Annotated in this window: 21 protein-coding genes; 7 read left to right on the top strand and 14 right to left on the bottom strand. The window is 71.7% G+C overall.

Going from position 1 to position 25,353, the window contains the following annotated elements; genetic code table 11:
* Window positions 1-3: 3 nt before the first annotated feature.
* The 8 genes from CHR28_RS01530 to CHR28_RS01495 form a co-directional block, all read right to left on the bottom strand.
* The gene (locus CHR28_RS01530; protein ID WP_094051555.1) at window positions 4-636 is read right to left on the bottom strand and encodes an HAD-IA family hydrolase; all 633 of its coding nucleotides are present in this window, start codon (window positions 634-636) and stop codon (window positions 4-6) included.
* A gap of 120 nt (window positions 637-756) precedes the next feature.
* The gene (locus CHR28_RS01525; RefSeq protein WP_094051554.1) at window positions 757-1,854 is read right to left on the bottom strand and encodes an SPFH domain-containing protein; all 1,098 of its coding nucleotides are present in this window, start codon (window positions 1,852-1,854) and stop codon (window positions 757-759) included.
* 35 nt (window positions 1,855-1,889) lie between these two features.
* Window positions 1,890-2,327: an NfeD family protein gene (locus CHR28_RS01520; protein WP_094051553.1), complete on the bottom strand. Its 438-nt coding sequence runs from the start codon at window positions 2,325-2,327 to the stop codon at window positions 1,890-1,892.
* A gap of 174 nt (window positions 2,328-2,501) precedes the next feature.
* Complete coding sequence (locus CHR28_RS01515; RefSeq protein ID WP_094051552.1) at window positions 2,502-3,377, bottom strand: geranyl diphosphate 2-C-methyltransferase; 876 nt, start codon at window positions 3,375-3,377, stop codon at window positions 2,502-2,504.
* 15 nt (window positions 3,378-3,392) lie between these two features.
* A complete protein-coding gene (locus CHR28_RS01510; protein ID WP_094051551.1) occupies window positions 3,393-4,658 on the bottom strand; it encodes a family 2 encapsulin nanocompartment cargo protein terpene cyclase in 1,266 nt (421 codons plus the stop codon).
* Between the two features lie 59 nt (window positions 4,659-4,717).
* Window positions 4,718-6,136, bottom strand: a complete 1,419-nt coding sequence (locus CHR28_RS01505; protein WP_094051550.1) for a family 2B encapsulin nanocompartment shell protein — start codon at window positions 6,134-6,136, stop codon at window positions 4,718-4,720.
* 312 nt (window positions 6,137-6,448) lie between these two features.
* Window positions 6,449-8,725 carry a catalase gene (locus tag CHR28_RS01500; protein ID WP_094051549.1) on the bottom strand — a complete coding sequence of 759 codons (2,277 nt, stop codon included), beginning with the start codon at window positions 8,723-8,725 and terminating at the stop codon, window positions 6,449-6,451.
* Window positions 8,726-8,848: 123 nt separating this feature from the next.
* Entirely contained in the window at window positions 8,849-9,796 is a 948-nt protein-coding gene (locus CHR28_RS01495; RefSeq protein ID WP_094051548.1) for a MerR family transcriptional regulator, read from the bottom strand.
* 124 nt (window positions 9,797-9,920) lie between these two features.
* Here CHR28_RS01495 and CHR28_RS01490 point away from each other — a divergent pair, with 124 nt between their 5' ends.
* Together CHR28_RS01490 and CHR28_RS01485 are read left to right on the top strand one after the other, a co-directional pair.
* Window positions 9,921-11,444, top strand: a complete 1,524-nt coding sequence (locus CHR28_RS01490) for an alpha/beta hydrolase (RefSeq protein WP_094051547.1) — start codon at window positions 9,921-9,923, stop codon at window positions 11,442-11,444.
* 119 nt (window positions 11,445-11,563) lie between these two features.
* A complete protein-coding gene (locus CHR28_RS01485) occupies window positions 11,564-12,082 on the top strand; it encodes a GNAT family N-acetyltransferase (RefSeq protein WP_094051546.1) in 519 nt (172 codons plus the stop codon).
* 50 nt (window positions 12,083-12,132) lie between these two features.
* Here CHR28_RS01485 and CHR28_RS01480 read toward each other — a convergent pair whose 3' ends face one another.
* Both CHR28_RS01480 and CHR28_RS01475 read right to left on the bottom strand, forming a co-directional pair.
* A complete protein-coding gene (locus CHR28_RS01480) occupies window positions 12,133-13,386 on the bottom strand; it encodes an SLC13 family permease (RefSeq protein WP_256984058.1) in 1,254 nt (417 codons plus the stop codon).
* A gap of 108 nt (window positions 13,387-13,494) precedes the next feature.
* Window positions 13,495-14,616 (bottom strand): PrpF domain-containing protein, encoded by a 1,122-nt coding sequence (locus CHR28_RS01475; protein ID WP_094051544.1) that lies wholly within the window; start codon window positions 14,614-14,616, stop codon window positions 13,495-13,497.
* 171 nt (window positions 14,617-14,787) lie between these two features.
* On the opposite strand from CHR28_RS01475, the gene CHR28_RS01470 reads away from it, so the two are divergent.
* The 4 genes from CHR28_RS01470 (at window position 14,788) to CHR28_RS01455 (ending at window position 18,747) form a co-directional block, all read left to right on the top strand.
* Window positions 14,788-15,741, top strand: coding sequence for a LysR family transcriptional regulator (locus CHR28_RS01470; protein ID WP_094051543.1), 954 nt, complete (start codon window positions 14,788-14,790; stop codon window positions 15,739-15,741).
* Window positions 15,742-15,764: 23 nt separating this feature from the next.
* Entirely contained in the window at window positions 15,765-17,333 is a 1,569-nt protein-coding gene (locus tag CHR28_RS01465) for a DUF4246 domain-containing protein (protein WP_373453312.1), read from the top strand.
* A 100-nt stretch (window positions 17,334-17,433) separates the two neighbouring features.
* On the top strand, window positions 17,434-18,372 hold the full coding sequence (locus tag CHR28_RS01460; RefSeq protein WP_094051758.1) for an aldo/keto reductase: 939 nt from the start codon (window positions 17,434-17,436) through the stop codon (window positions 18,370-18,372).
* A 21-nt stretch (window positions 18,373-18,393) separates the two neighbouring features.
* The gene (locus CHR28_RS01455) at window positions 18,394-18,747 is read left to right on the top strand and encodes a MerR family transcriptional regulator (protein WP_094051541.1); all 354 of its coding nucleotides are present in this window, start codon (window positions 18,394-18,396) and stop codon (window positions 18,745-18,747) included.
* 133 nt (window positions 18,748-18,880) lie between these two features.
* On the opposite strand, the gene CHR28_RS01450 is transcribed toward CHR28_RS01455, so the two are convergent.
* Window positions 18,881-19,084 carry a cold-shock protein gene (locus tag CHR28_RS01450; RefSeq protein WP_009192932.1) on the bottom strand — a complete coding sequence of 68 codons (204 nt, stop codon included), beginning with the start codon at window positions 19,082-19,084 and terminating at the stop codon, window positions 18,881-18,883.
* 376 nt (window positions 19,085-19,460) lie between these two features.
* On the opposite strand from CHR28_RS01450, the gene CHR28_RS01445 reads away from it, so the two are divergent.
* Window positions 19,461-20,372, top strand: coding sequence for a hypothetical protein (locus CHR28_RS01445; RefSeq protein ID WP_094051540.1), 912 nt, complete (start codon window positions 19,461-19,463; stop codon window positions 20,370-20,372).
* 11 nt (window positions 20,373-20,383) lie between these two features.
* Here the strand turns inward: CHR28_RS01445 and CHR28_RS01440 are convergent, their stop codons facing one another.
* Genes CHR28_RS01440 through CHR28_RS01430 form a run of 3 tightly spaced genes read right to left on the bottom strand, consistent with a single transcriptional unit; the run spans window position 20,384 to window position 25,327 of the window.
* Window positions 20,384-20,782, bottom strand: a complete 399-nt coding sequence (locus CHR28_RS01440) for an STAS domain-containing protein (RefSeq protein WP_094051539.1) — start codon at window positions 20,780-20,782, stop codon at window positions 20,384-20,386.
* A gap of 58 nt (window positions 20,783-20,840) precedes the next feature.
* Window positions 20,841-21,146 (bottom strand): STAS domain-containing protein, encoded by a 306-nt coding sequence (locus tag CHR28_RS01435; RefSeq protein ID WP_094051538.1) that lies wholly within the window; start codon window positions 21,144-21,146, stop codon window positions 20,841-20,843.
* A complete protein-coding gene (locus CHR28_RS01430; RefSeq protein WP_373453311.1) occupies window positions 21,143-25,327 on the bottom strand; it encodes a SpoIIE family protein phosphatase in 4,185 nt (1,394 codons plus the stop codon). The genes CHR28_RS01435 and CHR28_RS01430 overlap by 4 nt, the downstream gene beginning before the upstream one ends.
* Window positions 25,328-25,353 lie beyond the last annotated feature (26 nt).

Raw genomic sequence — 25,353 nt, 5'->3', positions numbered from 1 at the left:
CTCTCAGGCACCGAGTACGGGAGCCACGGCCGTGTGGAGATCCTGAGGGCGACGGTAGTGCACCCCGGTCATCCCGAGGGCGGCTGCGGCCTCGACGTTCTCCAGCCTGTCGTCCACGAAGAGGCACCGCTCCCCCGGCACGCCTGCTCGCTCGACCGCGATGTCGTAGATCGCGCGGTCGGGCTTGACGACCCCCACACGCGCGCTGCTGACCACGTGGTCCGCGAGATCCGACAGCCCCAGTGACAGCAGTTCCTCCTCCAGATCCGACGTCGCGTTGGTCACCAGGACAACAGGCATGTGCTCTCTGATCCGACGCAGGGCAGGCACGACCGCCTGGTCCGCCCAGGAGGGCGCAGCGGCGAACGCGACGGCCAACTCACGGGCCTGCGTGGGCGACACCGCGCGCCGGAGTCCGCGTGCGATGGACTCGACCCACTCCTCCTTGCCGATGCGGCCGAGGAGCAGCGGCTGATCCACCTCCGGAGCGTAGGCCACCTCCGCCGTGGTCCCCTCGGCCAGTCCGGCCGAGCGCTCCAGCGCCGCCACGTGGCTCATGTCGTAGAACCGGATCACGTTGTCGAGGTCGCACAGCACCGCGTCGAACGGTCTGCCCGATGAGCTGGGGATCACCATCGCCCCTGGATAGCACGTGGCGCGGGATACTCCCAACGCGTAGAGCGCGCCTCTGACATGATCCTGGTCGGGCCCCGGACGCGGGGCCGAGACTCGACTGCCATCCGCCTGAAGGTGGGATCAGGCGTCGGGCGTGTGGCCCCGGCGTGGGTTCTGGGGGGACTTCGCGGCCTCTGCCTCCGCCTTCGCGTCGTTCACCGCGGCGGCGGCCTGTTTCCCGGCCTCGTCGGCCGCCGCGGCCGCGTCGAGCGAGGGCGTCCAGTTCGTGCCGAGCTCCGGAGTCCGGCCCTCCGTCTGTCTGTCTCCGGCGCCTGCCGTCCCCGCTTCCCCGGACTGCGCGGCCTCCGCCGGCTGGTCGCCGAACGCACGGGTGACCGTCCGCACCGCCTCGGTCAGCTCTCCCGGGATCACCCAGAACGTGTTGTTGTCGCTGCGTGCCAGGTGCGGCAGTGTCTCCAGGTACTTGTAGGCCAGGATCTTCGGGTCGGCGTTGTTGCGGTGGACGGCCTGGAAGACGAGTTCCACCGCCTTCGCCTCACCGTCCGCCCGCAGGATCATGGCCTGCTGCGCTCCCTGCGCCTCCAGGATGTCCTTCTGCTTCGTGCCCTCCGCGGTGAGGATCTTGGCCTGCCGTTCCCCCTCGGCATGCAGGATGGCCGCGCGCTTGTCACGCTCGGCCCGCATCTGCTTCTCCATCGCTTCCTTGATCGTGTGCGGTGGATCGATGGCCTTGATCTCCACGCGGTTGACGCGGATGCCCCACTTGCCGGTGGCGTCGTCGAGGACGGCGCGCAGCCGTGAGTTGATCTCCTCGCGTGAGGTGAGCGTCTCCTCCAGGTCCATGCTGCCGATGACGTTCCGCAGCGTCGTCACGGTGAGCTGGTCGATGGCCTGGAGGTAGTCGGCGACCTCGTACGCCGCCGCCCGCGGGTCCGTGATCTGGTAGTAGAGCACCGTGTCGATGTTCACCACGAGGTTGTCCTCGGTGATCACCGGCCGGGGGTCGGAGGAGTAGACCTGCTCGCGCACGTCGAGTTTGGTGTTGATGCGGTCCGCGACCGGCACGACGAGGTTCAGCCCGGGTTGCAGGGTCCGGCGGTACCGGCCGAACCGCTCGATGTTGTAGCGGCGCGCCTGCGGCACGATCCGGACGGTGGAGGCCACCAGGAAGATGACGACGAGGGCCGCCACCAGGGCGAGGACGACAACCGGATCCACAGCGCCTCCGTAGCTTCAGCTTCGTGTTCAGCCGTTCATGGCAGCAGGGCCCGCGGGTAGACGATGGCCGTGGCGCCTTCGATCTCCATGACGTCCACCCACGCGCCCACCGGGATCACCAGGCTCTCGTCGAGGGCTCGGGCGGTCCATTCCTCGCCGGAGAGCTTGATCAGCCCACGGGTCGCCGTGACCTCCTGCACGACCTCGGCCCGCCGGCCGATCAGGGCGTCGCTGCCGTCGCGGACGAGAGGCTGCTGCTCCATGTGCCGCAGCGCGACGGGACGGATGACGACGAGGCCCACCGCCGCCGCCGCTGCCAGCGCCACGAGCTGGCCGAGCAGGCCGACACCCACTCCGGCGACCACGGCGGCGACCAGCGCGGCCCCCGCCAGCAACCCGAGGACGAGGGTCAGGGTGAAGAACTCCGCGACACCCAGTGCCGCGGCGGCGAGCAGCCAGACGAACCACGGCATGGCATCGCCCTCCTTCAGGGGCCCTCCTCACCAAGCTACCGCCCGGACACGCCGGGCAGAACAGGCCCGGCACCGCGGCTGTGCGCCACGGCTGCCGGGCCGGGACGGCACGGCCTCGCGGGGCCGGGCCCGCCGTGGGTCGCCCGGCCCCGCGAGGACCGGCTCACACGCGGCTCACACGCGGTCGGCCGCGATCAGGACGTACTGGAAGGAGCCGTCGCGGTAGGACTCGATGAACGCCTTCTCGATCCCCGTGACCAGCGAGGACGTGGCCCGGAGCTCCCAGTAGGGCAGCGTGTCGGGCGTGAGGTCGACGATGGTCTGCGGCACGAGCCGGTTGTCGGCCATGGCGCGCAGGTACTCGCGGCGCGAGTGGATGTTGCACTCGAAGTGGGCGTTGATCTGGGACACCCACTTCGACGGCTGGCCGTAGCGGGGGTTCCAGCAGCCGGTGATCGTCACGTACCGGCCGCCCACCTTCAGGAACCGGGAGTGCTCGGCGAACAGGTCGTGCAGGTCGACGTACATGGTCGACTCGTTGTTCCACGAGGCGGTGACGCTGCCCTTGTCGAAGGGGGTGTCGAGCATGTTGCACACGCGGGAGCGGACGTGGTCGTCGATGCGCAGTTCCCGGGCGCGCCGGTTGCCGAAATCGGCCTGGGTGGCGGACAGGGTGACTCCTTCGACCTTGCAGCCGAAACGGCGGTGGGCCATCACCATGGACCCCCCGCGCCCGCAGCCGGCGTCGACCAGGGTGTCGCCGGGCTGGACGGTGCCGAGGTGGTCCAGGAGGAACTCCGCCTGCGCGGACTCCAGCCGGTGCAGCTCCGCGATGAGCTTCTTCTCGTACTCGCTGTGGGCCGGGTCGCCGAGTGCGGAGTGGTCGACGGCGCCGATGCCGTAGTGGTGGTGGTAGAGCCCGTCCACGTCGCCCAGGCGCAGGTTGACCGGTCGCGCCTCGTTGTTCCAGTACTGGGCGATGTCCCTCTGGTACGGCGTCGCCGGGGCCGGGATCTTCGCGGTGGCGGTGGTGGTCGTTTCAGTGGTCACAGAGAGATCCGTTCTTTACCAGAAGTCGGGCAGGCTGTAGCGGTAGGTGTTGGTGCGGTGCCAGTCGTGGTTGCCGTCGACCCAGGCGGCGACGCCCTTCAGGAAACGCAGCACGGTGGGCACGGGGCAGGCCTTGGCGAGGTCGGCCGCGGCGGCCTCGAAGGCGTGCATGAGTTCGTTGTGGACCTCGACGGCCTTGAGGTAGGCGTCGCGGGGGGAGAGCTTCTCGCGTTCCGCGATCACCACCGGCAGGTTCAGGTGCCGGCCCGGGCTGTTGAGTTCCTTGGTGTACGAGTACAGGTCGTTCACGATGGTGGTGGCGTTGCCGGCGAGGGCGATGACCCGCTGCATGTCGGGCCGGGCGTGCAGGTCGGCGGGCAGTTCGTAGCCGCCGACGGTGTCGGTGATCGTGGGACAGGGGCGGAAGTTGTTGAACTGGCGCATCGCCAGGTACTCCCACACCTCGGGGACGTGATCCGTCTCTGCCCAGGCCGCCTCGGCGAGGTAGCCCATGTGCAGCCGGGCCATGTCGTGCCGGTAGCGGTCGGCCTGGGAGGGCGTGGCCGCGCCGACGAAGTACTCCATCGCGCTGTGGTAGGCCCGGCGTGGGGCGTCCGAGGCGAGCGACTCCTGCCACGCCGGGGTGTACTCCGCGGTGGTGTGGAGGTGGTCGAGCGCGGTGTGCGCGAGGAGGATGCGCCCGCCGAGGCCCACGGGTGAGCCGCCGTGGTCCTCGCAGTAGCAGTCGTCCAGGGCGTTCTCCGCGACCATCAGCCGGGTGGCGAGCATCAGATGGTCGACCGTCGGGGCGTCGGGATGGCAGCCGACCATGTAGCGCCCTACGGAGAATCCGTCGAACTGCCCCTCCCACTCCTCGGGGTAGAGCTGGACCTCTTCCTCCGCCCAGCGTTTGATCCGGCGGCTCACCTCCTCCACGCGTACGGGGTCGGGCTCCGGGACGGGGTGGTGGTAGAGACCGGGGACGGCTCGGCCCTCGCCCGGTGGCGCGGCTGCGGGGAGCACCGGATCCGGCACCGGGGGGACGTCCCTCGGGATCAGGGAGAGGGAACTCGTGCCCGGACCGGTCGGCCCGCGCAGGATCCGCTGGAGGGCGGTGTCCGACGCCGATGCCTCGGGCGTGCGCGTGGGGGCGTCCGCCGGCGGCGGTGACGGGGCGGGTATCCCGACGGGCGGATGCAGCGCCGCCAGGAAGTCGGCTGCGGAGGGCGGCGTCGGCCGCTGTGGGTGGGGGGGTGGTCCGAGGGGCCCGGGGTCGGGCATCGGCGACTCCTTGGTGCGGTGAGAGGGGCGCCCGTGGTGACCTCAGTCGGTCGGGGACTTCAGTGCGGCCTGGGGGCGATCTGCACGTTCTCCATGACGCCCAGGGCGTCGGGCAGCAGCACCGCCGCGGAGTAGTACGTGCTGACGAGGTAGGAGATGATCGCCTGCTCGTTGATGCCCGTGAACCGCACGGACAGGCCCGGCTCGTACTCGTCGGGCAGTCCGGTCTGCCGCAGGCCGATGACGCCCTGGTTCTCCTCCCCCGTGCGCATCGCGATGATGGAGCTGGTCTGCTCCTTGCTGATCGGGATCTTGTTGCAGGGCAGGATGGGCACCCCGCGCCAGGCGGGCACCGACTGCCCGCCGAGGTCGACGTGGTCGGGGTAGAGACCGCAGGCGTTGAAACCGCGTCCGATGGCGGCGATGGTCCTGGGGTGGGCGAGGAAGAGTTTGGTGCCGCGCCGGCGGCAGAGCAGGTCGTCCATGTCGTCCGGGGTCGGCGGACCGGAGCGGGGCTGGATGCGCTGCTTGAAGTCGGCGTTGTGCAGCAGCCCGAACTCGCGGTTGTTGACCAGCTCGTACTCCTGGCGCTCGCGCAAGGCCTCGACGGTGAGCCTGAGTTGCTCCTCCGTCTGGTTCATCGGGCCGTTGTAGAGGTCCGCGACCCTGGTGTGGATCCTCAGCACGGTCTGTGCGACGGAGAGTTCGTACTCGCGTGGCGCCGGCTCGTAGTCGACGAAGGCGCCGGGTACGTCGACCTCGCCGACATGGCCGGCCGACATGGCGATCTCCGCCTCGCCGTGCTTGTTCTGCCGCTGCCTGCTGCGGGAGGCGAACCCGTCCGTGTGGCTGCGCAGGTGGGGTGCGGAGGCCTGGACGGCGGCGAAGTCGGCGCGGGAGAGCGTGAGCAGGGTGCCGGCGGTCTGCGCGGTGTACGTGCTGTCGTAGCGGGCGTCGGGGTCCAGCAGGGCGGCGCTCGTGCAGAAGTGCTCGCCGTCGGCGAGCATCGCGATGGCCGTCTCTGCGCCGTACGGGCCCTCGGAGGTCTGGCTGATCCGGCCGTGGGCGATCAGGTGGATCCGGTCGGCGGGGCTGCCGCGCTCGACGAGGACGTCACCCGCAGCGAAGTCCTGCTGTGCGCAGCGATCCGCCAGGGCGGCGAGGACGTCGGTGTCCTCGAACCCGCGCAGCAGGGCCAGTTCGCCGAGCTCGCGCGGGATCACCCGGACCGCGGCGCCCTCCTGCACGAACTCGATGCGCCCGTCCCCGACCGTGTGGCGCAGCCGCCGGTTGACCCGGTAGGCGCCTCCCTTGGTCTCGACCCAGGGCAGCATGCGCAGCAGCCACCGGGAGGTGATCTCCTGCATCTGCGGGACGGACTTGGTGGTGGTGGCGAGGTTGCGGGCGGCGGCGGTACTCAGGGACTGCTGTTGTGTGTCGGAGGTGATCCGAGTTTCCGGACTGCTGTCGACGGTCATCGAAAGGAGCTTCTCCTTGCACGACGGGGCGTCCGGCACACACGGGTGCGCGACCGGGAGACAGGGAGGAGTGGGCAACGAGCGGGCGGGACCAGGAGGTTCCGTCCACGAGCAGCAAGCTAGCCGCTGAAGGGCCCGCATCCACCAGGGAGACGAGGTGCTTACCTCGAAACAGTGACAATCCGTTGAAGCCGGTTTAACGGATCGTGAGGTGAGATCGCCCTGTCAATGCCGAACGGGGGGTGGAGCGGCTGCGTCCGGCACCGCCGCTCCACTCCCCCGCCGTCTCAGACCGTCGTGTCCCCCGCCGTCTCAGACCGTCGTGGTGAAGCGGTCCCACGCGCGGTGCGCGGCCATCAGTTCCCGCAGCCGCTCCAGTACGGAGGTGCCGTTCTGTCCGACCACGACGCCGGGCGCGTCGGACGGGATCCCCAGCGCCTCCAGCGCCGCTTCGCCGCCCGCCCAGGTGCCGATCGCCTTGCCGTGGCGGAACGCCTCGGTCAGCAGCAGGCTCACCCTCGGGTCGACGGCGCCCGGGCGGCCGGAGGGCAGCGCCTTGGCGTCGCGGGAACCGTGGGCGTCACCGCCCGGGGCGGGCGCGCCTGCCAGGAGCAGGGCGTCGAACTCGATGGACCGCGCGGTCACGAACGTCCGCTGGACGGTCAGCGCGTCGTCGCCCGCCCCGAGCGTGCCGCCCGTGGGGGCGACGACCAGGGGCACCATGCCCGCGCCGAGCACCGCCTCGCGCACGGCGCGTACGCCGTCCAGGTCCCCGTCCGGGCCGGTGACGATGCCGATGAGGCGGCCGTCGGTGGGCCAGGCCTGTCCGATCTGGGACAGTGCGGGGCTGGGTGTGACGTCGGCCGGCGGCACGGTCGGTTCCGGGGCCGGCAGGCCGAGGCCCTCGGCGACCCGGGCGCACAACTCGGCGTCGATGTTGGCCAGTACCTGCAGCGCCCGTTCCTTGATGGCCTGCTCGTAGCACTTGCCGAGCTCGAAGGTGTAGGCGCCGATGATGTGCTCCCGCTCCACCGCGCTCATGCTCAGCCAGAACCGGCGGGGCTGGCTGAAGTGGTCGGAGAACGACTCGGGGGCGGCCCGGACCTTCGTCGCCTCCGGCACCCGGACCGGCGTCTCGATGTACGCCCCGTTGTCGGCTCCCGCCAGGAACGGGCAGCCGCCGTCGAGCGAGTTGGGCCGGTACGGGGCGACGCCGCGGTGCACCGCGTCCTGGTGGAAGCCGTCCCGCTGCATGTCGTTGACCGGCGCGTGCGGCCGGTTGATGGGGATCTGCGCGAAGTTGGGGCCGGCCAGCCGGGTGATCTGGGTGTCCAGGTAGGAGAACAGCCGGCCGGCGAGCAGCGGGTCGTCCGTGATGTCGATGCCGGGCACGAGGTGACCGACGTGGAAGGCGACCTGCTCGGTCTCGGCGAAGTAGTTCGACGGGTTGCGGTTGAGGGTCAGCAGTCCGATCGGCTGCACGGGGGCGAGTTCCTCGGGTACGAGGTTGGTCGCGTCGAGCAGGTCGATGCCCTCGAAGGTCTGGTCGGGGGTGTCCGGGAACGTCTGGATGCCCAGCTCCCACTCGGGGTAGGCGCCCGCCTCGATGGCGTCGGCAAGGTCGCGGCGGTGGAAGTCGGGGTCGACACCGCCCGCGATCTGCGCCTCCTCCCACACCAGGGAGTGCACGCCGAGCTTCGGCTTCCAGTGGAACTTCACCAGCGTCGTGGAACCGTCGGCGGCCACCAGGCGGAAGGTGTGGACGCCGAAGCCCTCCATCATCCGGTACGAGCGCGGGATGCCCCGGTCGGACATGTTCCACAGGGTGTGGTGGGTGGCCTCGGTGTGCAGGGTGACGAAGTCCCAGAAGGTGTCGTGCGCGCTCTGCGCCTGCGGGATCTCCCGGTCCGGGTGCGGCTTGCCGGCATGGATGATGTCCGGGAACTTGATGGCGTCCTGGACGAAGAAGACCGGCATGTTGTTGCCGACGAGGTCGAAGACGCCCTCCTCGGTGTAGAACTTCGTCGCGAAGCCGCGGGTGTCCCGCACGGTGTCGGCGGAGCCCCGGGACCCGAGCACCGTCGAGAAGCGCACGAACACCGGGGTCTCCGCGCCCGGTGCCAGGAACGCCGCCTTGGTGACCGCGGCCGCGGTGCCGTAGCTCTTGAAGACACCGTGCGCGGCTGCGCCGCGGGCGTGCACGACGCGCTCCGGGATGCGCTCGTGGTCGAAGTGCATGACCTTCTCGCGCAGGTGGTGGTCCTGCAGCAGCACCGGGCCGCGCGGACCGGCCTTGAGGGAGTGGTCGGTGTCGTACAGGCGGGTGCCCTGCGCGTCCGTCAGGTAGGCGCCGGACTGGGCCGCGCGGGCCTGGGCGGCGCCGGTCGCCTGCCCGGTGGGCGACATCGTGTCGGGCCCGCTCTGGTCCGGCTTCGGCGGCAGCGGCTCGCGCGGCTCCACCGGCTCCGCGGCACCCGGGGATTCCGGGGCGGGCTTGCCGGGGATGCCGTCCTCGGGGTCGCCGGTGCTGCCCTGGAGGGCTTCGGTGACCTTGTCCGCCGCCCGCTTGATGGGGTTGGGCTCGCTCATGGGGCTATCGTTCCTCTGCTTCCGACCGGCCGCGACCGGCGCGACCCTGTGGGTGGGGGGCTGCCTGGTCGGCGCCGGGTACCCGGTTATGCCGGAGGAATCCCTGGTCGGACGGCTGGGCGGCTAGGCGGCTGTGTCCGTGTCCTGGCGCAGGGCCGCGCGCAGCCAGTCGTCCGCTGAGCCCGGGGTCGGCAGTGGGCGGCTGCCCGGCGGGGTCAGGACGACGGCCGCGAGGTGCCAGTACCGGTCCAAGCGTGGCTCTGCCGCCAGACGGGTGACCAGCAGGCGGCGGAAGTCGTGGGTGTCCCGGCAGCGGTAGGCGCCGGCGTACGCCGCGACGTAGGTGTCCAGGGCCTCCCCCGGACGCGGCTCGCGCCCTCTGCGCAGCTCCGGTGCCGTCCGTTCGTACGCCTCGGCCAGGCCCTGGTACAGCGTGGCGGCGCCGCGGGCCCCCGCGACGCGGTGCACCTCCGGTTGGGGCTGCCGGCCGCCGGGGCAGGGAGCGGTCGTCATCGCGTGGAGGCGGGCGAAGGCGAGGGCCTGCTCCGGGTGCGGTTCGTCGGGCGGCTGTGGGACGGCCACCTCGAGGAAGGCCGCGACGGCCCGGGGCGGCATCCGGGGTGGCAGCCAGGTGCGCCAGAACCTGGCCAGGGGTGCGGTGCTCGGCGGGGTGTCCAGCGCGCCGAGCAGTTTCAGCCGGGCGGCGCGCTGGGCGGGCGGGCAGTCCCGTACCAGTTCGAGGGCGGCTTCCCGCCACCGCAGGGCTCTGCGCTCGTCGCCGAGCGCGCGCAGACGGCTGTCGACGGCCGCCTCCAGCTCACGGCCGGCGACCTCGTCGTCGTCCTCCAGGACACGGCGGATCACGGGCAGGGGCAGGTCGAGGCCGCGCAACGAGCGGATCAGCCGCAGTCGCTCCAGCGCCTCGGGCCCGTAGCGGCGGTGTCCGCCGCTGCTGCGGGCGGCCTCGGGGAGCAGTCCGTGGTCGGAGTAGAAGCGGACGGTCTTCACCGTGGCACCGGCCCGCTCGGCGAGTTCTCCGATGCTCCAGAACAGCTCGCTGGACGTGGACAGTTGAACCTCCCTCAGGGGGAGTTCCTACGGTACCGGGGCGCGGGCCCGAGGTGAGCGGCGGTCCGCGGACCATGGCGTGGGCGACCGGCGCGCGTCATGTCACGTGTCCGGGAAGGGGTTTGTCGTGCAGGTGTTCATCATGGTGGCGGGTGTGTTCACCGGCGCCCACGTCTGGCGGGAGACGGCCGCGCGGCTGGCCGCGGCGGGCGGCGAGGCGCACGCGGTCCCGTTGACGGGCGTCGACCCGGCCCGGCCCGCCCCGCCGGACGGTGTCGGTCTGGAGACGCACATCGAGGACGTGATCGCGGCGATCGACGCGGTCGACGTCACGTCCGGACGGGAGATCGTGCTGGTCGGTCACGACTACGGCATCCACCCGGTGCTGGGCGCCGCCGACCGGCGGGCCGAGCGCATCGCGCGCGTCGTGTACCTGGACTGCGGCATGCCGCAGAACGGCGTCCCGGCGCTGGCCGCCGTACCGGACCAGGAGTTGCGCGCGGAGCTGGCCGAGCGCGCTCGAAGGGGCGAGCGCGGGGGTGTGCTGGCGCCGCCGGCCCTCGACGCGGAGTGGGAACGCTGGGGCAGTACGGCCGGGTTGGGCGAGACCGAGCTGAAGCGGCTGACCTCGTCGGCGACGCCGCAGCCGCTGGACACCCTGCTGCAGCCGCTGCGGCTGAGCGGGTCGGTCGCCGCGGTGCCCGTCACCGGCGTGCTGTGTACCGAGAACGGTGCCGGCATCGCCTCCGTGCAGCGGCTCGTCGACTTCGGCGATCCCGCGCTGGCCGGCCTGGCCGGTCCTCGGGTCACCTTCTTCGAACTCCCCACGGGGCACTGGCCGATGCTGTCCTGTCCCGCGGCGCTGGCGGATGTCCTGCTGCGGGCCGCGACAGGTGCCGGGCACCGGCTGCGCGCGCCCGCCGACGACGCGCCACCGGCCCACCTGCGCCCGTTCCCGTGGGACCTGCCCGAGCTGCCACGGGACCGTCGAGGCCCCGTCGACCTGTATGTCCCCGACGGCGAGGGGCCGCGACCGGCCGTGGTCTTCGTCCACGGCGGACCCGTGCCCGCCGGGGCCCGGCCACGCCCCCGCGAGTGGCCCACCCTGGTCGGCTACGCCCGCCTGGCCGCGACCGAGGGCCTGGTCGGTGCGACCGTCGAGCACCGCCTGCACGACATCGCCGACTACGAGCGCGCCGCCGCGGACGTCGCCTCCGGCGTCGAACAGGTGCGGGCCGACCCCCGGGTCGACGGCGACCGGATCGCCCTGTGGTTCTTCTCCGGCGGTGGTCTGCTCACCACCGACTGGCTGGCGGAACCCCCCGCCTGGCTGCGCTGCCTCGCCGCCGCCTACCCCGTCCTGGCCCCCCTTCCCGCCTGGGGGATGGCGGGCAGCCGCTTCCACCCCGTCCGGGCGGTCGCGCAGGCGGGAGACCTGCCTGTCGTCCTCCTCCGGGCCGGACTGGAGACGCCCGAGATCGCCGCAACCGTCGAGGAGTTCGTGAGGGCGGCCGAAGCCGGTGCGGCCCGGCTGGAACTGGTCGACGTCCCCCACGGCCATCACGGGTTCGAGACGGTCGACGCCCCGGAGAAGACACGCCCGGCCATGCGCCGCGCGCTGCGCACGGTGGTCACCCACCTGACGGCGTGACGCCTCAAAGGGCCTGTGGGTGGGCCCGGGCCGCTGAGGTCCGCCAAGGTCCTGGGGGAAACCTCGCCACCTGGGTCCGGGGTGGGCCCCGGCCGTGCCGTCGGGTAGAAGTGAGCCGCATGTACCCCTTCACGGCCCGGCCCTTCGCCACCCCCAGGCTGGACCTCCTGCCGCTGCACCCCCGGCACGCCGACGAGATGGCCGCGGTGCTGTCCGATCCCGCCCTGCACACCTACATCGGCGGCAGCCCCGACTCCCCACAGGAGTTGCGCGCGCGGTACGCGCGCATGACAGCGGGCTCCCCCGATCCGGCCGTGTCCTGGCTCAACTGGGTCATCCGGCTGCGCGACGAGTCCCGCCTCACGGGCACGGTCCAGGCGACGGTCACGCCCTCCGGCCACGGCCACACCGCCGAGATCGCCTGGGTGGTCGGGACCGGCTGGCAGGGCCGGGGCATCGCCACCGAGGCGGCCCGGGGACTCGTCGCCCGGCTCGAAGAACAGCGGGTGCGTCACGTCATCGCCCATATCCACCCGGACCACGGGGCGTCCGCCGCCGTCGCCAGGGCCGCGGGGCTCGCACCCACCGACCAGGAGCAGGACGGCGAGATCCGATGGCAGCGCGTCTTCCGTCAGTGACGGGCATCGCCGCCTGCCCGGGCCGACACCCACGGCTCCCGGTCTTCGCCCTAGGACCAGGGCAGCACCAGCGCGCCCCAGGCGACGACCGGGCCGACGGCGACGAGTCCGCCGGTGTAGCCGATGACCTGGCGGTAGAAGCGGCGGGTGTCCACGCCACGGGCGTTGCTGAGGACCAGCGCTCCGTTGGTGGAGAACGGTGAGGTGTCGACGATCGTCGTGGAGACGGCGAGCGCGGCGATGAGCCCGGCGGCGCTGAGGTGGCTGGAGAGCAGCAGCGGTACGGCGATGGGGATGATCGCCGTGAGGATCGCGGTGGAGGAGGCGAAGGCGGAGGTGACCGCCACGGTGAAGCACAGCAGCAGGGCGACGACGAGCGGGGCGCCCAGGCCTGCGGCGTGTTCGGAGATCTCCTCGATGATGCCGGCCTTCTCCAGCATGGCGATGTAGGTCATCATGCCCGCGACCAGGAGCAGGGTGGGCCAGCTGACGCCGTCCACGGCCTTCTCCTGCCGCTTCATGTCGACCAGGGCCAGCAGGGCGCCGGCCGCCAGCGCGAGGAAGCCGATCTCCAGGTGGAAGCCGAGCGCGCCGACGACCAGGGCCACCAGACAGGCCAGGGTGAGCCATTGCCGCCAGTCGGGCCGGCCGGTGACGGTGGGGTCCTCGTCTTCGGCCGCCTCCGCGGCGGCCTCGGTCAGCGGCGCCGGACGCTTGGCGAGCAGGGCGTAGGTGAGGATCGAGAGCACCAGGTTGATCAGGAAGCTGGCGCTGAAGAGGGTGACCGCGGAGACCTGCAGGTCGGTCTCCTCGACGAGGCCGAGCACCAGGGCTCCGGAGACGGCCAGCGGGGAGAAGGCGCCCGCGTGCCCGCCGCTGATCACCATCATGCCGACGACCAGCGGGTTGAGCCGGTAGCGGTAGGCGAAGTTCATGCCGATCGGCGCCAGGATCGCGACCGCCGCCGGGGTGAACGTGCCGAACGCCGTCAGCAAGGCTGCCACCAGGAACAGCACCCAGGGGATCAGCTGCACCTTCCCGCGGACCAGCCGCACCCCGGCCGCCACGAGCCAGTCGATGGTGCCGTTGCGGCGGGCGACGGAGAACAGGTAGGTGACTCCGACGATGGTGACGAAGAGCTTCGCCGGGAACCCCTCGAAGATCTCGTCCTCGGTGAGGCCGAGCGAGGCGGTGCCGACCGCGAAGGTGGCGACGAAGGCGAGGATGCCCAGGTTGATCGGCAGCACGGTGCCGACCACGAACATCACCAGCAAGGCGCCTATGGAGATCACTTCAGCAGACATCTTTGTCCTTGGTGCGGTGGGGACGGGGTGGCGCGCCCCTGGGGGCGCGAGGGTATCCCGGTGCGGACGGCTGGGAGCCGGCCCGGGCGTGGTGATGTCCGTCGCGGCTCAGGCGGCTCGACGGCCGGCCGGGTCCGGTACGTAGATGCGGGCATCGGCGAGCAGGCGGGCCGCGCGCTGCACGGTGACCCGGTGCGGCAGACCGTCGCGTACGTCCGTGCAGCGGACCTCGACGACGCCGGCGGGCGTGCCGAGGCGCAGCCACTCGTCGCTCGGGCCGCCCGTGATCCGGGAGACCACGGAGTCCTTCAGCAGCCCGGCCGCCGCGACGGCGACAGCGGACGTGAGGCCGATCGCGGGGTGCGGGGCGTTCATGGTGAGCATGCGCACGGAGACGTCGTACGCCTCGGCGCCGATCGGTTCACCGAGGGTGGTGGTGTACGGCACCGGCGGCCCGACCAGGCCCACCTTGGGCACGGCGTCGCCCGGTTCCCCGCCCGGCGGGAGGAGCCCCATCAAGGGTGCGGCGGCGTGCCGGACGGTGCGCAGCCAGGGGACGTCCTCGCTCATCCGCTCCGGTGACTCGGCCCCGGTGCGTCCGGCACCGGCGGCGTCGACGAGGACGACGGGAGCTCCCGCGGTCACCATGCTCACGCGGACCGGCGCGGCGGCACCGACCCGCAGGTCCTCGGCGGACCGGCCGGTGGGCAGGAGCGGACCGGCCGCGCCACCGGCCGGGTCGCGGAAGGTGAGGCCGACCGCGACTCCGCCGGCCCGGGTGCCGGGTACCGTCTGGCGGCCGAAGTGGTGCACCACTCCTCCCTCGGTGTCGACGATCCCTTCGAGGACCGCGCCGGTGTTGGTGTTGCGCATCACCACGCGCGTCCGGTCACCGGTGACCGGGACCATTCCTTTGGTCACGGCGTACAGGGCGACACCGGTGGCGCAGTTGCCGCAGTTGCTCGTCCACTCCACCGAGCCGGTGCCGATGCCGACTTGGGCGAACAGGTAGTCGACGTCGACGCCCGGCTGTGGTGAGGCGCCGACCACGGCCGCTTTCGAGGTGGTGGGTGTCGCCCCGCCCACCCCGTCCAGTTCCACGGGGTCGGTGGCGCCGTACGCGGCGACGAGCAGCCGTTCGAGGGCGTCACGGTCGGCGGGGACTTCGACCTGGTTGAACAGCCAGCACTTGCTTGTGCCGCCACGCACCAGGGTCGCGGGAATGTGCACGTCTGAGGCTCTTCCTGGATCAGCGGAGTCGGGGACAGGGCCGATGCGGCGGTTACGGACACATGGCGGGCCGGTGAACCGCTCGGCGATGGCGCAGACCCTCGCAGAGCCGTGACTTCGGAACAATCGCAGTTCGCTTCACCAGGGTTTAGCTCGGCTAAAGTCGGCGGCATGCTCAACGTGCGCCGTCTGCTGCTGCTCACCGAGGCCACCGAACGCGGTTCGCTCACCGCTGCGGCCGACGCGCTCGGCATGACCACCTCCGCCGCCTCCCAGCAGATGTCCCTGCTGGAGCGGGAGGCGGGCCAGCCCCTGATCGAGCGGCTGCCGCGCGGGATCCGTCCCACCCCGGCGGGTGCCGCGCTGGCCGAACGCGGTCAGGCCATCCGCCGGGAGCTGCGTGCCGCCCAGGCCGATCTGGACTCCTACGCCGCTCTCGACCAGGGCACTCTGCGCCTCGGCTCCTTCCCCACGGCGAGCGCGTCCCTGCTGCCGCTGGCACTCACGCGTTTCCGGCGCCGCCACGCCGGCATCCGCATCGAGGTGCGCGCCGGAGTCCTCGCCGAGCTCAGGGAGATGCTGCACACGGGCGAGGTGGAGCAGGGGTTGCTCTGGGACTACGAATGGAACCGTCTCGACGATCCGGCGCTGGCCCTGACCCACCTGCTGGACGACCCCACGGTGCTGGTCGTGCCCGCCGACTCTCCGTTGCGCACCCGTCCCTCCGTGCGGCTCGGCGACCTCGCCGACCAGGAGTGGATCATCCGGGCCGACAACCACCCCGTCGCCGACGTGCTGCGCCGAAGCTGCCGTCAGGCGGGGTTCGAGCCGCGCATCGCCTACTCCTCGCACGACTACCAGGAGGCGCAGGCCATGGTGGCCGCCGGACTCGGCATCGCCCTCGCGCCGCGTCTGGCCCTCACCAGCCGGCGCAGTGACGTACGGCTCCTGCCGTTCGCCTCCGACGTCCCGGCCCCCACGCGGCGCATCCTCCTGGCCCGGGCCGCGGCGCGCCCCGCCACCCCACCCGCCCAGGCGATGGCCCGGGTCCTGCGCACGGTCGCGCAGCGCTTCACCGCCCCGGACCTGCACCGCGCCCACCTCGGAGCGGTCCGGCGGGGCTGACGGCATGTCTGACCAGGGCGGCGATGTCAGTCGGCTCACGTAGTCTTCCCGCCACCGCACAACGACAGGGAGGACCAGAAGAAGTGACCGGCTCGTCCGCTTTCCCCTTGCCCTTTCAGGCGTCCCGCTCCATAGCGTTCGCGACCCCCAGAACGCTGCGGGAGCTCCAGATGATGCAGTGCAGCGCGCACATCCGGGCCAAGCCGGGGTGGTTCGACAAGATGAACGACCCCGGCATCGTGGCGAGGTGGACGCGAGAGGCGGTCGCGCAGGGCCTCACCGAGGCACAGGTGCGTTACGTGCTCGCCGAACTCGCGCACTACGCCGCGCTGCGGGACGGGCGTACGGGCATCGAGGTGTCCGCCGTCGACGGGGTGTGGCAGTCGGACACACTGATCGACGAGGAGCTCGGATCCCGGCTGCGCAAGGCGGTTCAGGTGCTGGAGCAGGTCCCCGAAGCGGAGCGGGACTGGCACCCGGGTTCCGACGGCCAGGTGCTGGACCTCGTGCATCCCTCACTGTTCTGTCTGGTGCGCGGGGTCAGCGGCGCGCCCGAGCAGGCCTGGCAGAACCCGACGAACGGTTACTCGAAGCACGAGTTCTCCGAGCAGTTCCAGTGGTTGCCGACCGAGGTCGACGTCAGTGCCGACGGCGATGTCGACTTCCGCTCGTACGTCAACAACGTCCACCCCGAGCGGCATCGTGAACTGGCCGCAGTCCTCCCGGAGTTGTTCGCACGCATGCGCCCGCTTCTGGAGAACGTGCTCACCGATCTGCGCCATCCGCGACCCCTGCGGATCGAGGCCGACCCGTGGGGATGGTACGAGTCGAGGCCCGAGTACCCGGTCAAGTCCTCCTACAGCGACGACGAGGCCTACGCGGCGGCTGTCGGCGCCTGGGAAGCGGCCCAGGACGACTGGTGGGAGAACCGCCGCCCGGTCGTTCCGGACGCCCCGGACTTCACACCGCCCGAGGGGATCGACGCGGCCGCGCGGGTCGATCTGCGCGGCCGCCGCCTCCAGGTCATCGTCAAGCTCGCCACCGTTCACCTCACCCCGGACAAGCCCGAGTACCCCGGCGGTTCCTGGCATGTCGAGGGCATGCTGAACGAGCGGATCGTCTCGACCGGCATCTACTACTGGGACAGCGAGAACATCACCGAGAGCAGCCTGAGTTTCCGGGCGGCGCTGGACGACCCGGACTACGAGCAGAACGACGACGACGGTATGCGCGAGGTCTACGGGCTGGAGGACGAGGACGCGCTGAACCAGGTGCTGGGGTCGGCCGGGACCCCGGCGGGCCGCTGTCTGGCGTTCCCGAACATCCTGCAGCACCGTGTCGGATCGTTCCGCCTCGCGGACCCCACCCGCCCTGGGCACCGCAAGATCCTCGCGTTCTTCCTGGTCGACCCGTCGGAGAGGATCGTCTCGACTTCCGACGTGCCACCGCAGCAGCCCTGGGCCGAGACCTCGACCATGACGCTGGAGCAGGCCAGGGAATACCGCGAACAGCTCATGCGGGAACGCAAGTTCTTCGTCGACGAGCACAACGAGCAGCTTTACGAACGCGAGTTCTCCCTCTGCGAGCACTGACCCCTTTCCCAGGACCGGCCGGGGTGCTCGCGCACTCCCGGCGGTCGCTCGCCATCGAGGCCTTGACCTGGAGCGCGCTCCAGATCCGAGCATGGAGGGCATGAACACCAGCGACCCTCGCATCGTCCTCGGGACCATGGACTTCGGCACGCGCGTCGAGCCCGACCGTGCCTTCGCGATCCTCGACTCCTTCGTCGCCTCCGGGGGAGTCTGGCTCGACACCGCCAACTGCTATTCCTTCTGGAGTGACCCCGCCGGTGTCGGCGGCGCGAGCGAACGCCTCATCGGCACATGGCTGCGGTCTCGCCCCGGCATGCGCGAGAGAGTGCGGATCGCCACCAAGGTCCGGCACAACCCGCTCGTGCCGCACTCCTGGCCGGACAGCGCCGAAGGTCTCTCCGCCCGCGCGATCCACGCCGGGCTGGAGCAGAGTCTGGACCGGCTCGGCGTCGAGTACGTGGATCTGCTCTGGGCCCATGCCGAGGACCGTGCCGTGCCGTTGGAGGAGACGGTCGGTGCCTTCGGTGAACTGGTCACCAAGGGGACGGCCCTGCGGGTGGGGGCGGCCAACCATGCCGCCTGGCGCGTCGAGCGCGCCCGGTCGCTCGCGCGGCAGCAGGGCGTGGAGCCCTGGACGGCCCTGCAGTTGCGCCACTCACTGGTGCAACCGCGCCCGTCCACGCCGCTGGCCGAGGCGGGCCACCGGATGCTCACCGCCGAGGACCTCGACCTGGCACGGTCGGAGCGGCTCGACGTGTGGACCTACAGCTCGCTGCTGTGGGGTTCGTACGTGCGCGCGGACAAGCCACTTCCGAAGACCTATGATCACCCCGGCACCGCCCGGGTGCTCGCGGTCCTGGCGGAGGTCGCCGCGGAGCTGTCCGCCACACCGAACCAGGTCGTCCTCGCCTGGCTGATGCGACAGGGCATCGACCCCATCGTCGGCGCCAGCCGGGTGGAGCAGATCGAGGAGGCCCTCGCCGCGCACCGGGTGCGGCTCGGCGAGCAGCATCTCGCGCGCTTCGCCCAGGCGCGCTAGCGGCGGTTATGAAGGAGCTGCATGACCACCCTCACCCCGGCGGCCACCGCCGACCGCACCGGCGTCTCCCTCGACACACTGCGCTATTACGAGCGCGAGGGTCTCATCGGACCGATCCGGCGCACGGCCGGCGGGCGCAGGCAGTACACAGAGGACGACGTCTTCTGGATCGGCCTGGTCACCTGCTTCCGCGAGGCGGGTCTGGGCATCGCGGACCTGCGCGGCTTCGTCGCCATGCTGCGCGCCGAGCACTCCGTACAGGACCGGGTCGCCTTCCTGCGCGAACGACGGACCGTGCTGGAGGAGAGGGTGGAGGCGCTGCGCCGCGCCATCAAGGTCCTCGACGAGAAGATCGACTACTACGGCGGAGCCTGACGGCGAACGCGCGAACGGGACAGGCGAACGCGCGAACGGGAGACCGGACGCGGCCAGGGGCCCGGCTGATGCCGGGCCCCTGGCATGCGAGACAGCAGACGACTGCGGCCTCCGGTTGCGCGTCGGGCGTGGGTCAGCCGCGCACGATGTTCTCGGCCTGGGGGCCCTTCTGGCCCTGGGTGACGTCGAACGTGACCGGCTCGCCCTCGACGAGCTCCCGGTACCCGTTGCCGGAGATGTTGGAGTAGTGAGCGAAGACGTCCGGTCCACCGCCGTCCTGGGCGATGAAGCCGAAGCCCTTCTCGGAGTTGAACCACTTCACGGTGCCGCTGGCCATGCTGCTTGTCCTTCGATATTGCCGAGGGGTCCCGGCTGGTCTGTGGGGAGCGTCTACCGTCACCGGAAGACACCCGCTGATCGTTCTACCCTCATCGCCGCCGATTATCCGACTGCCACTCCCTGTTTTCGATCTTTCACACGGAAACGGTGCCGGAGCCCGCCGAAGGACTCCGAACGGCCTAACAACCACCGGCACCGGCACCCCCAGGTCCCTCGCCCCGCACCGCAGGTTGGCTGGAACCTCAACTCGCCTCACCTGAAACACAGTTGTCGCCCGTCCCACTGATTGGGCAGACTCACTGCGCCGACGAGACCTGCGGACCAGCACGCCGTCGGCGAACGGGGACTGTCTCATCTCACCAGGGGGAACAACCTTGAACCTCACTCTGCCCGGACGCGTCCTGGCCCGCGCCACGGCCACCCTCGCGCTGGCGCTGGCCATGGCCACCGGCACCACCGGCCTGATCGCCGGCACCGAGGCCCACGCGCAGCCGGTCACCGACGGCTCGTTCGGCTTCAGCGGCGACGCGGACGACTACATCAGCGGCGGCCGGTCCTACGCCTACACGACGGCGTCCCAGGACCGGCTGAACGTCTCCGGCGACACCGGCAACGGGGCGGTCACCGTCTCCGTCGACGGAGCCAACGGCGACTGGTGGACCCTGAACCTCGCGGCGCCGGCCGGCAAGGTCCTGACGCCCGGCACCTACACGGGGGCCACCCGCTACCCGTTCAACGAAGGGACCGAACCGGGCCTGTCGCTCAGCGGCAACGGCCGCGGCTGCAACCAGCTCACCGGCACCTTCACCATCTCCGCGGTGGAGTTCGGCCCCCAGGGCTATGTGAAGAAGCTCGACGCCACCTTCGAGCAGCACTGCGAGGGGGGCACGCCCGCCGCGCGCGGTGAGGTCCGCATCGAGAACCCCGCCCCGCCGGCCGAACTCGGTCTCGGCCTCGGGATCGCCCTGGACGGCACCGCGAGCGCCCTCAACGGCAAGGCCACCCTCCACGGCACGGTCACCTGCACCAAGCCGGTGCAGGTGACCGTGGCGGGCGACGTCGCGCAGGTCAAGAAGCGGGACCTCATCCGCGGTTCCTTCACCACGTCGGTGGCCTGCACCCCGGGCGCCCCGGTCGCCTGGACGGGTGTGGCCGTGCCCACCGGGGCCGTTCCCTTCCAGAAGGGGAACGTCGAGGTCGAGGGCCGGGCGACGGCGTCGGACCCCGACTACGACCGGGCGGTCACGGTCGGCGAGACGGTGGCGGTCCGCCTCACCCGGGTCTGAGCCGGGCGTGGTCAGTCGGGCGTGCGCCCCGTGCCGTCCGGCACGGGGTCGCCCGTACCGGCGGCCAGCGCGTCGTCGACCGTCGTGTGGACCGGGAGCAGCTGCTCGATGCCGGTCATGGCCACCATGCGTTCCAGTCGTTCGGGGACGGCGGCGAGGCGGAGGGAACCGCCGCACCTCTGGGCCGCGTGCAGGAGCCTGATGAAGGTGCTGAGACCGGTCGAGTCGATGTACTGCGTCGCCGACAGGTCCAGCACCAGATGCCGGACTCCCTGGGCCAGCAGCGCCGAGACGTACGCGCGCAACGCGACGGACGTATGAAGGTCCACGTCTCCGGAGACATCGACGACCGCGGTGCGATCGTCGATGTGCCGGACGGTCATGTCGAGCGCGTCGGACACGGTGGTCATCACTCCTGGCGGGGGCTGGGACTCATCGATGCGTGCGGTGGGTGGCGCCGGTCGGGGACTACCGCACACCGTCGTCGCCGTGGCGGTGGACGGTGGCCAGCTCCGCGAGTCCGGAGACGGCGAGGACGGGCTCCAGCAGGGGCGTGACGATCAGCTCCAGCCGTTCGGCGCGGGCGAAGAGCACGCTCAGACCGGCGCTGTCCAGGTACTCGACCGCGGTCAGGTCGACGACGACGTGCCCGGAACCGGTGTCGAGGGCTTCGGCCAGAGCCGAGGCGTTGCTCATGTCGATCTCGCCGCTGACCGACAGCCGTGGTGTGCCGTCCGCGCGCCGACCGGTGGTGAGAGTGAGCGGAGTGGTCATCGGGCGATCCTCATCTGCATGTCGACGGTGGTGCCGACGGGGCCGGGGGTGATGGTCACGTCCTCCATGGTGGCCCGCATGAGCGCCACGCCTCGCCCGCGGTTGGCATAGGGCTCGGGCTGCGGGTCCTTCCACCGGCCCGAGTCGGCGACCGTCAGGCGGACCGTGTCGGCGAAGGCCTCGGCGCTCAGCCGCACGGCCTCCCCCGGCGCGTGCCGGTGCCCGTGCTCGATCGCGTTGGCGCACGCCTCCCCCGCCGCGACGAGCACGTTCTGCACGTCGATCCGGTTCAGGTCGCACTGGGCGAGCCAGGCCCGCAGCGCGTTGCGCACGGGCGCGAGCTGAGAGGCCTCGGCCGGGAAGGTGAGATCCAGCGGCGCCGGGTGCCGGTAGAGCAGCAGCGCCACGTCGTCGTCGTAGCCCCCGGCCGGCGCGAGCCGGGTCATCACCTCGGTGGCGAGCTCGTCGACGGGCAGGTCGCGGCCTTCCTGCAGGGCCTTGCCGGCTTCCTCGATGCCGGTGCCGAGCGAGCGCCGCCGGCGTTCCACGAGACCGTCGGTGTACAGCAGCAGCGTGGACCGTGCGGGCAGGGTGCACCGGGCTTCCGGGCGCCGCTTGCCGGGGCGGACGGCCAGCGGCACGGAGCGCCCCTCCTCCAGCAGTTGGACGGTGCCGTCGGCGTGGGCGAGGATGCCCGGCGGGTGCCCGGCGGTGGAGTAGGTCAGCTCTCCCGCCCCGGGGTCGAAGACTGCGCAGAACACGGTCGTGCACAGGGCGCCGGGGACGCTCGCGGCGAACTGGTCGAGTGCCATCAGCGTCCGGGCCGGGCTGGGCTCCTGCAGCATCAACGCCCGGCAGGCGCTGCGCAGTTGGCCCATGACACTGGCCGCCTCCAGGCCTCGCCCGACGCAGTCGCCCACGACGATGCCGATCCGCCCGTCCGGCAGGGCGACGGTGTCGTACCAGTCGCCGCCCACTTCCAGCGGGGGCGTGGCGGGCTCGTACCGGACGGCGAAACCGTTGGGGAGCCGCGCCGGGCCCAGGATGGCGCGTTGCAGCGCGATGGCGGTCTCGCGCTGCTGGTCGATCTGGTGTGCGCGGACCAGTCCTTGGGCGAGGCGTCCGGCCAGCAGGGAGAGCAGGACCTGGTCCTCGGCGGTGAACGGCCGGTGTTCGCCCAGGTCGATCCAGACGGCCAGTGGTCCGTCGGGGTGTTCGAGCAGGACGCCCGCACCGCTGCCCTCGATGACCGGGGTGAGCGGGGGCCGGTCGCGCAGTCCTTCGAGGAAGTCGCGGCGTTCCGGGGGGAGTTCGTTCCAGTTCGCGTCCGGGTCCGTGGCGGTCAGGGCCGGCACATTGCCGGGGTGGAAGACGACGGCCAGCACGGAACGCGCCCGCCAGAGGGTCTTCAGTTCCGTCAGGGCGCTGGCGAGCGCCTCGGGAAGGCTGGCGGCCTGGGACAGCACGGTGTTCAGTGCCGCGAGCGCCGTCGTGCGCTGCACGGCGTGGTGTTCGGCCGTGACGTCGCGCAGCGTGCCGACCGTGACCCGGCGCCCGGTGTCCGGGTCCTGTGCCTTGTTCCAGGTGACGGCCACCCACAGCCGTCGCCCGTCCCGGTGGGTGACGGGAACGGTGGAGGAGCCCTGGTCGCGTTCGAGCAGGGTCGCGAAGGCCGTTCCGACCCGGCGGTGGGCGTCGGGATCGACGGCGGCGTCCGGCCACCAGGGGTGGGCCGGCTTGTAGGGCAGTTCCTCGGGACCGTAGCCCAGGATGCGGGTGAAGGCGGTGTTGATCTCCACGACGGAGCCGGCGTCGTCGCAGACGAAGAACGCCTCCTGCAGCGAGTCGATCAGCGCGGCGCGCCAGCGCAGATGATGGCCGCGCAGCCGGGCCAGCTCCATGTTGGCCCGTACGCGGGCCAACAGTTCGGCGGCGGCGAAGGGCTTGACCAGGTAGTCGTCGGCGCCTGCCTGAAGTCCCTCGATCGACGCCTCCTGCCCGGCCCGCGCCGACAGCAGCAGCACGGGCACCGCGGCCGTGCGGGCGTCGGCGCGCAGTCGCGCCAGGAGCCCGAGCCCGTCCAGCCGGGGCATCATGACGTCGCTGACGACGAGATCGGGCACGTCCCGGCGGACGGCTTGCAGGGCTTCGACGCCGTCGGCGACGGCGTGCACCTCGTAGCCTCCCGCGGCGAGGGTGCGGGAGAGGTACTCGCGCATGTCGGCGTTGTCGTCGGCCACCAGCACCCGGCCCCGGGCAGAAGGTCCCGGCAGCACCGGGGGGTTGACGTCGTGCGGCAGCCGGGCGCCGTCGGCCGCCGCGCCGTCGGCCGCCGCGCCGTCGCTCACCGGCAGCCAGCGCAGGGCCTCTTGGACGTACGGGTCGGCGGTGGCCGAGACGGTGGCGCCGCTCGCCTCGGGCGCCACGGAGCCGGGCGGCAGATGGGCGGTCCCGAACGGTATCCGGAGGGTGAAGGCGGTGCCTTCGCCCGGGCGGCTCTCGGCGGTGATCGAACCGCCGTGCAGCCCGACCAGTTCCCGCACCAGGGCGAGTCCGATGCCGCTGCCCTCGTTCGAACGGGAGCGGGCGTTCTCGATGCGGTGGAAGCGCTCGAACAGCCGGGGCATCTCCGCCTCCGGCACACCGACACCGGTGTCGGAGACGATCACGACGGCATGGGTGTCCGACCGGCGCACGCGGACCCGTACCGAACCGTCGAAGGTGAACTTCAAGGCGTTGCTCAGCAGGTTGAGCACCACCTTCTCCCACATGCCGCGGTCGACGTACACCGGCTCGTCCAGGGGCGGGCAGTCCACGTCGAAGGCGAGCCCGGCTCTTTCCACGGCCGAGCGGAAGACGCTGGCGAGCTCCGCGGTCACCGCGGCCAGGTCGACCGGCGCGTAACAGGCCTGCATGCGCCCGGCCTCGATGCGGGAGAAGTCCAGCAGCGTGTTCACCAGCTTGCCCAGCCGCAGGCCGTTGCGGTGCACCACGTCCAGGTCCTGCCGGACGGCCTCCTCGGCGTCGGCGAACCGGCCGCGCAGATCCTCGACGGGTCCCATGATCAGCGTCAGCGGTGTGCGGAACTCGTGGCTGATGTTGGAGAAGAAGGCGGTCTTGGCCCGGTCCAGCTCCGCGAGTTCCTCGGCCCGCCGCTGCTGGGCCTCATAGCTGCGGGCGCTGCCGATGCCGGAAGCGATGTATCCGGCCGCCAGCTCGATGAAGCCCCGGTAGCCCTCGTCGAGTTCGCGGTAGCGGTTCAGGGCCGCGACGCAGAAGCCGTAGGGGGCGCTGCCCTGTTGCACGAGCGGCACCACGAGCGCCTGCCGCGGCGGCTTGGGCCAGTCCCCGGCGGGCAGGTCGGTGAAGGCACCGCCGGTCAGGGGTACCAGAACCGTCTCGCCCCGGGCCGGGGCCGCGGCCGGCCACAGCGCGTCCGGGTCGTCCGCCGGGAGGACGGCGGGTGCCGCCGGGTGGCCCGCGGGGATGCCCGTGGCGGCGGACAACCGGGCGGTGCCCTCGTCGAAGAGATAGGTCAGGGTGAAGGGCAGATCCTTGCGGTTGCGGTCCAGCTGCCGGCCGGTGAAGGCCAGCACCTCCTGCTCGGTGCGGATCACGGTCGGGTCCGAGCCCAGGTCCCGCAGCGTGGCCATCCGCCGCTCCCCGATCACCCGGTCGGTGTCCTCGCTGACGACGCACAGCATGCCCACCACGGCTCCGGCGTCGTCGCGCAGCGGGCTGTAGGAGAAGGTGTGGTACGTCTCCTCGCTGTAGCCGGAGCGTTCCAGGAAGAGCAGCAGGCCCTCGTCCCACGTGGCCTCGCCCGTGCGGAGCACGGTGTCGATGCGGGGGCCGATGTCGTCCCAGATCTCCGCCCAGACCTCGTTCGCGGGCCGTCCGAGCGCCCACGGGTACTTGCGGCCGAGGGTGTCGCGCCGGTAGGCGGCGTTGCAGAAAAAGGTGAGCTGCTCGCCCCAGGCCATCCACATGGGGAAGCGCGAGGACAGCAGGATGCTGACGGCCGTCTGCAGGCTCTGCGGCCACTGCCCCGGCGGGCCGAGGGGGGTGGCCGCCCAGTCCACCAGGGCGAGATCGCCGCCCACCTCGCGGTCGGCGGCGAACACGTCACCGCCGGCCGACGTGGGCCGCGGCGCCCGTCCGGCCACGTCCGACTCCTCCACGCGCTACCCGCCCCTCCGAACGGCCA

Source organism: Streptomyces sp. XY006, from assembly GCF_002237655.1.
GTDB lineage: Bacteria > Actinomycetota > Actinomycetes > Streptomycetales > Streptomycetaceae > Streptomyces > Streptomyces levis.
This window is presented reverse-complemented; position numbering and strand designations above follow the sequence as displayed.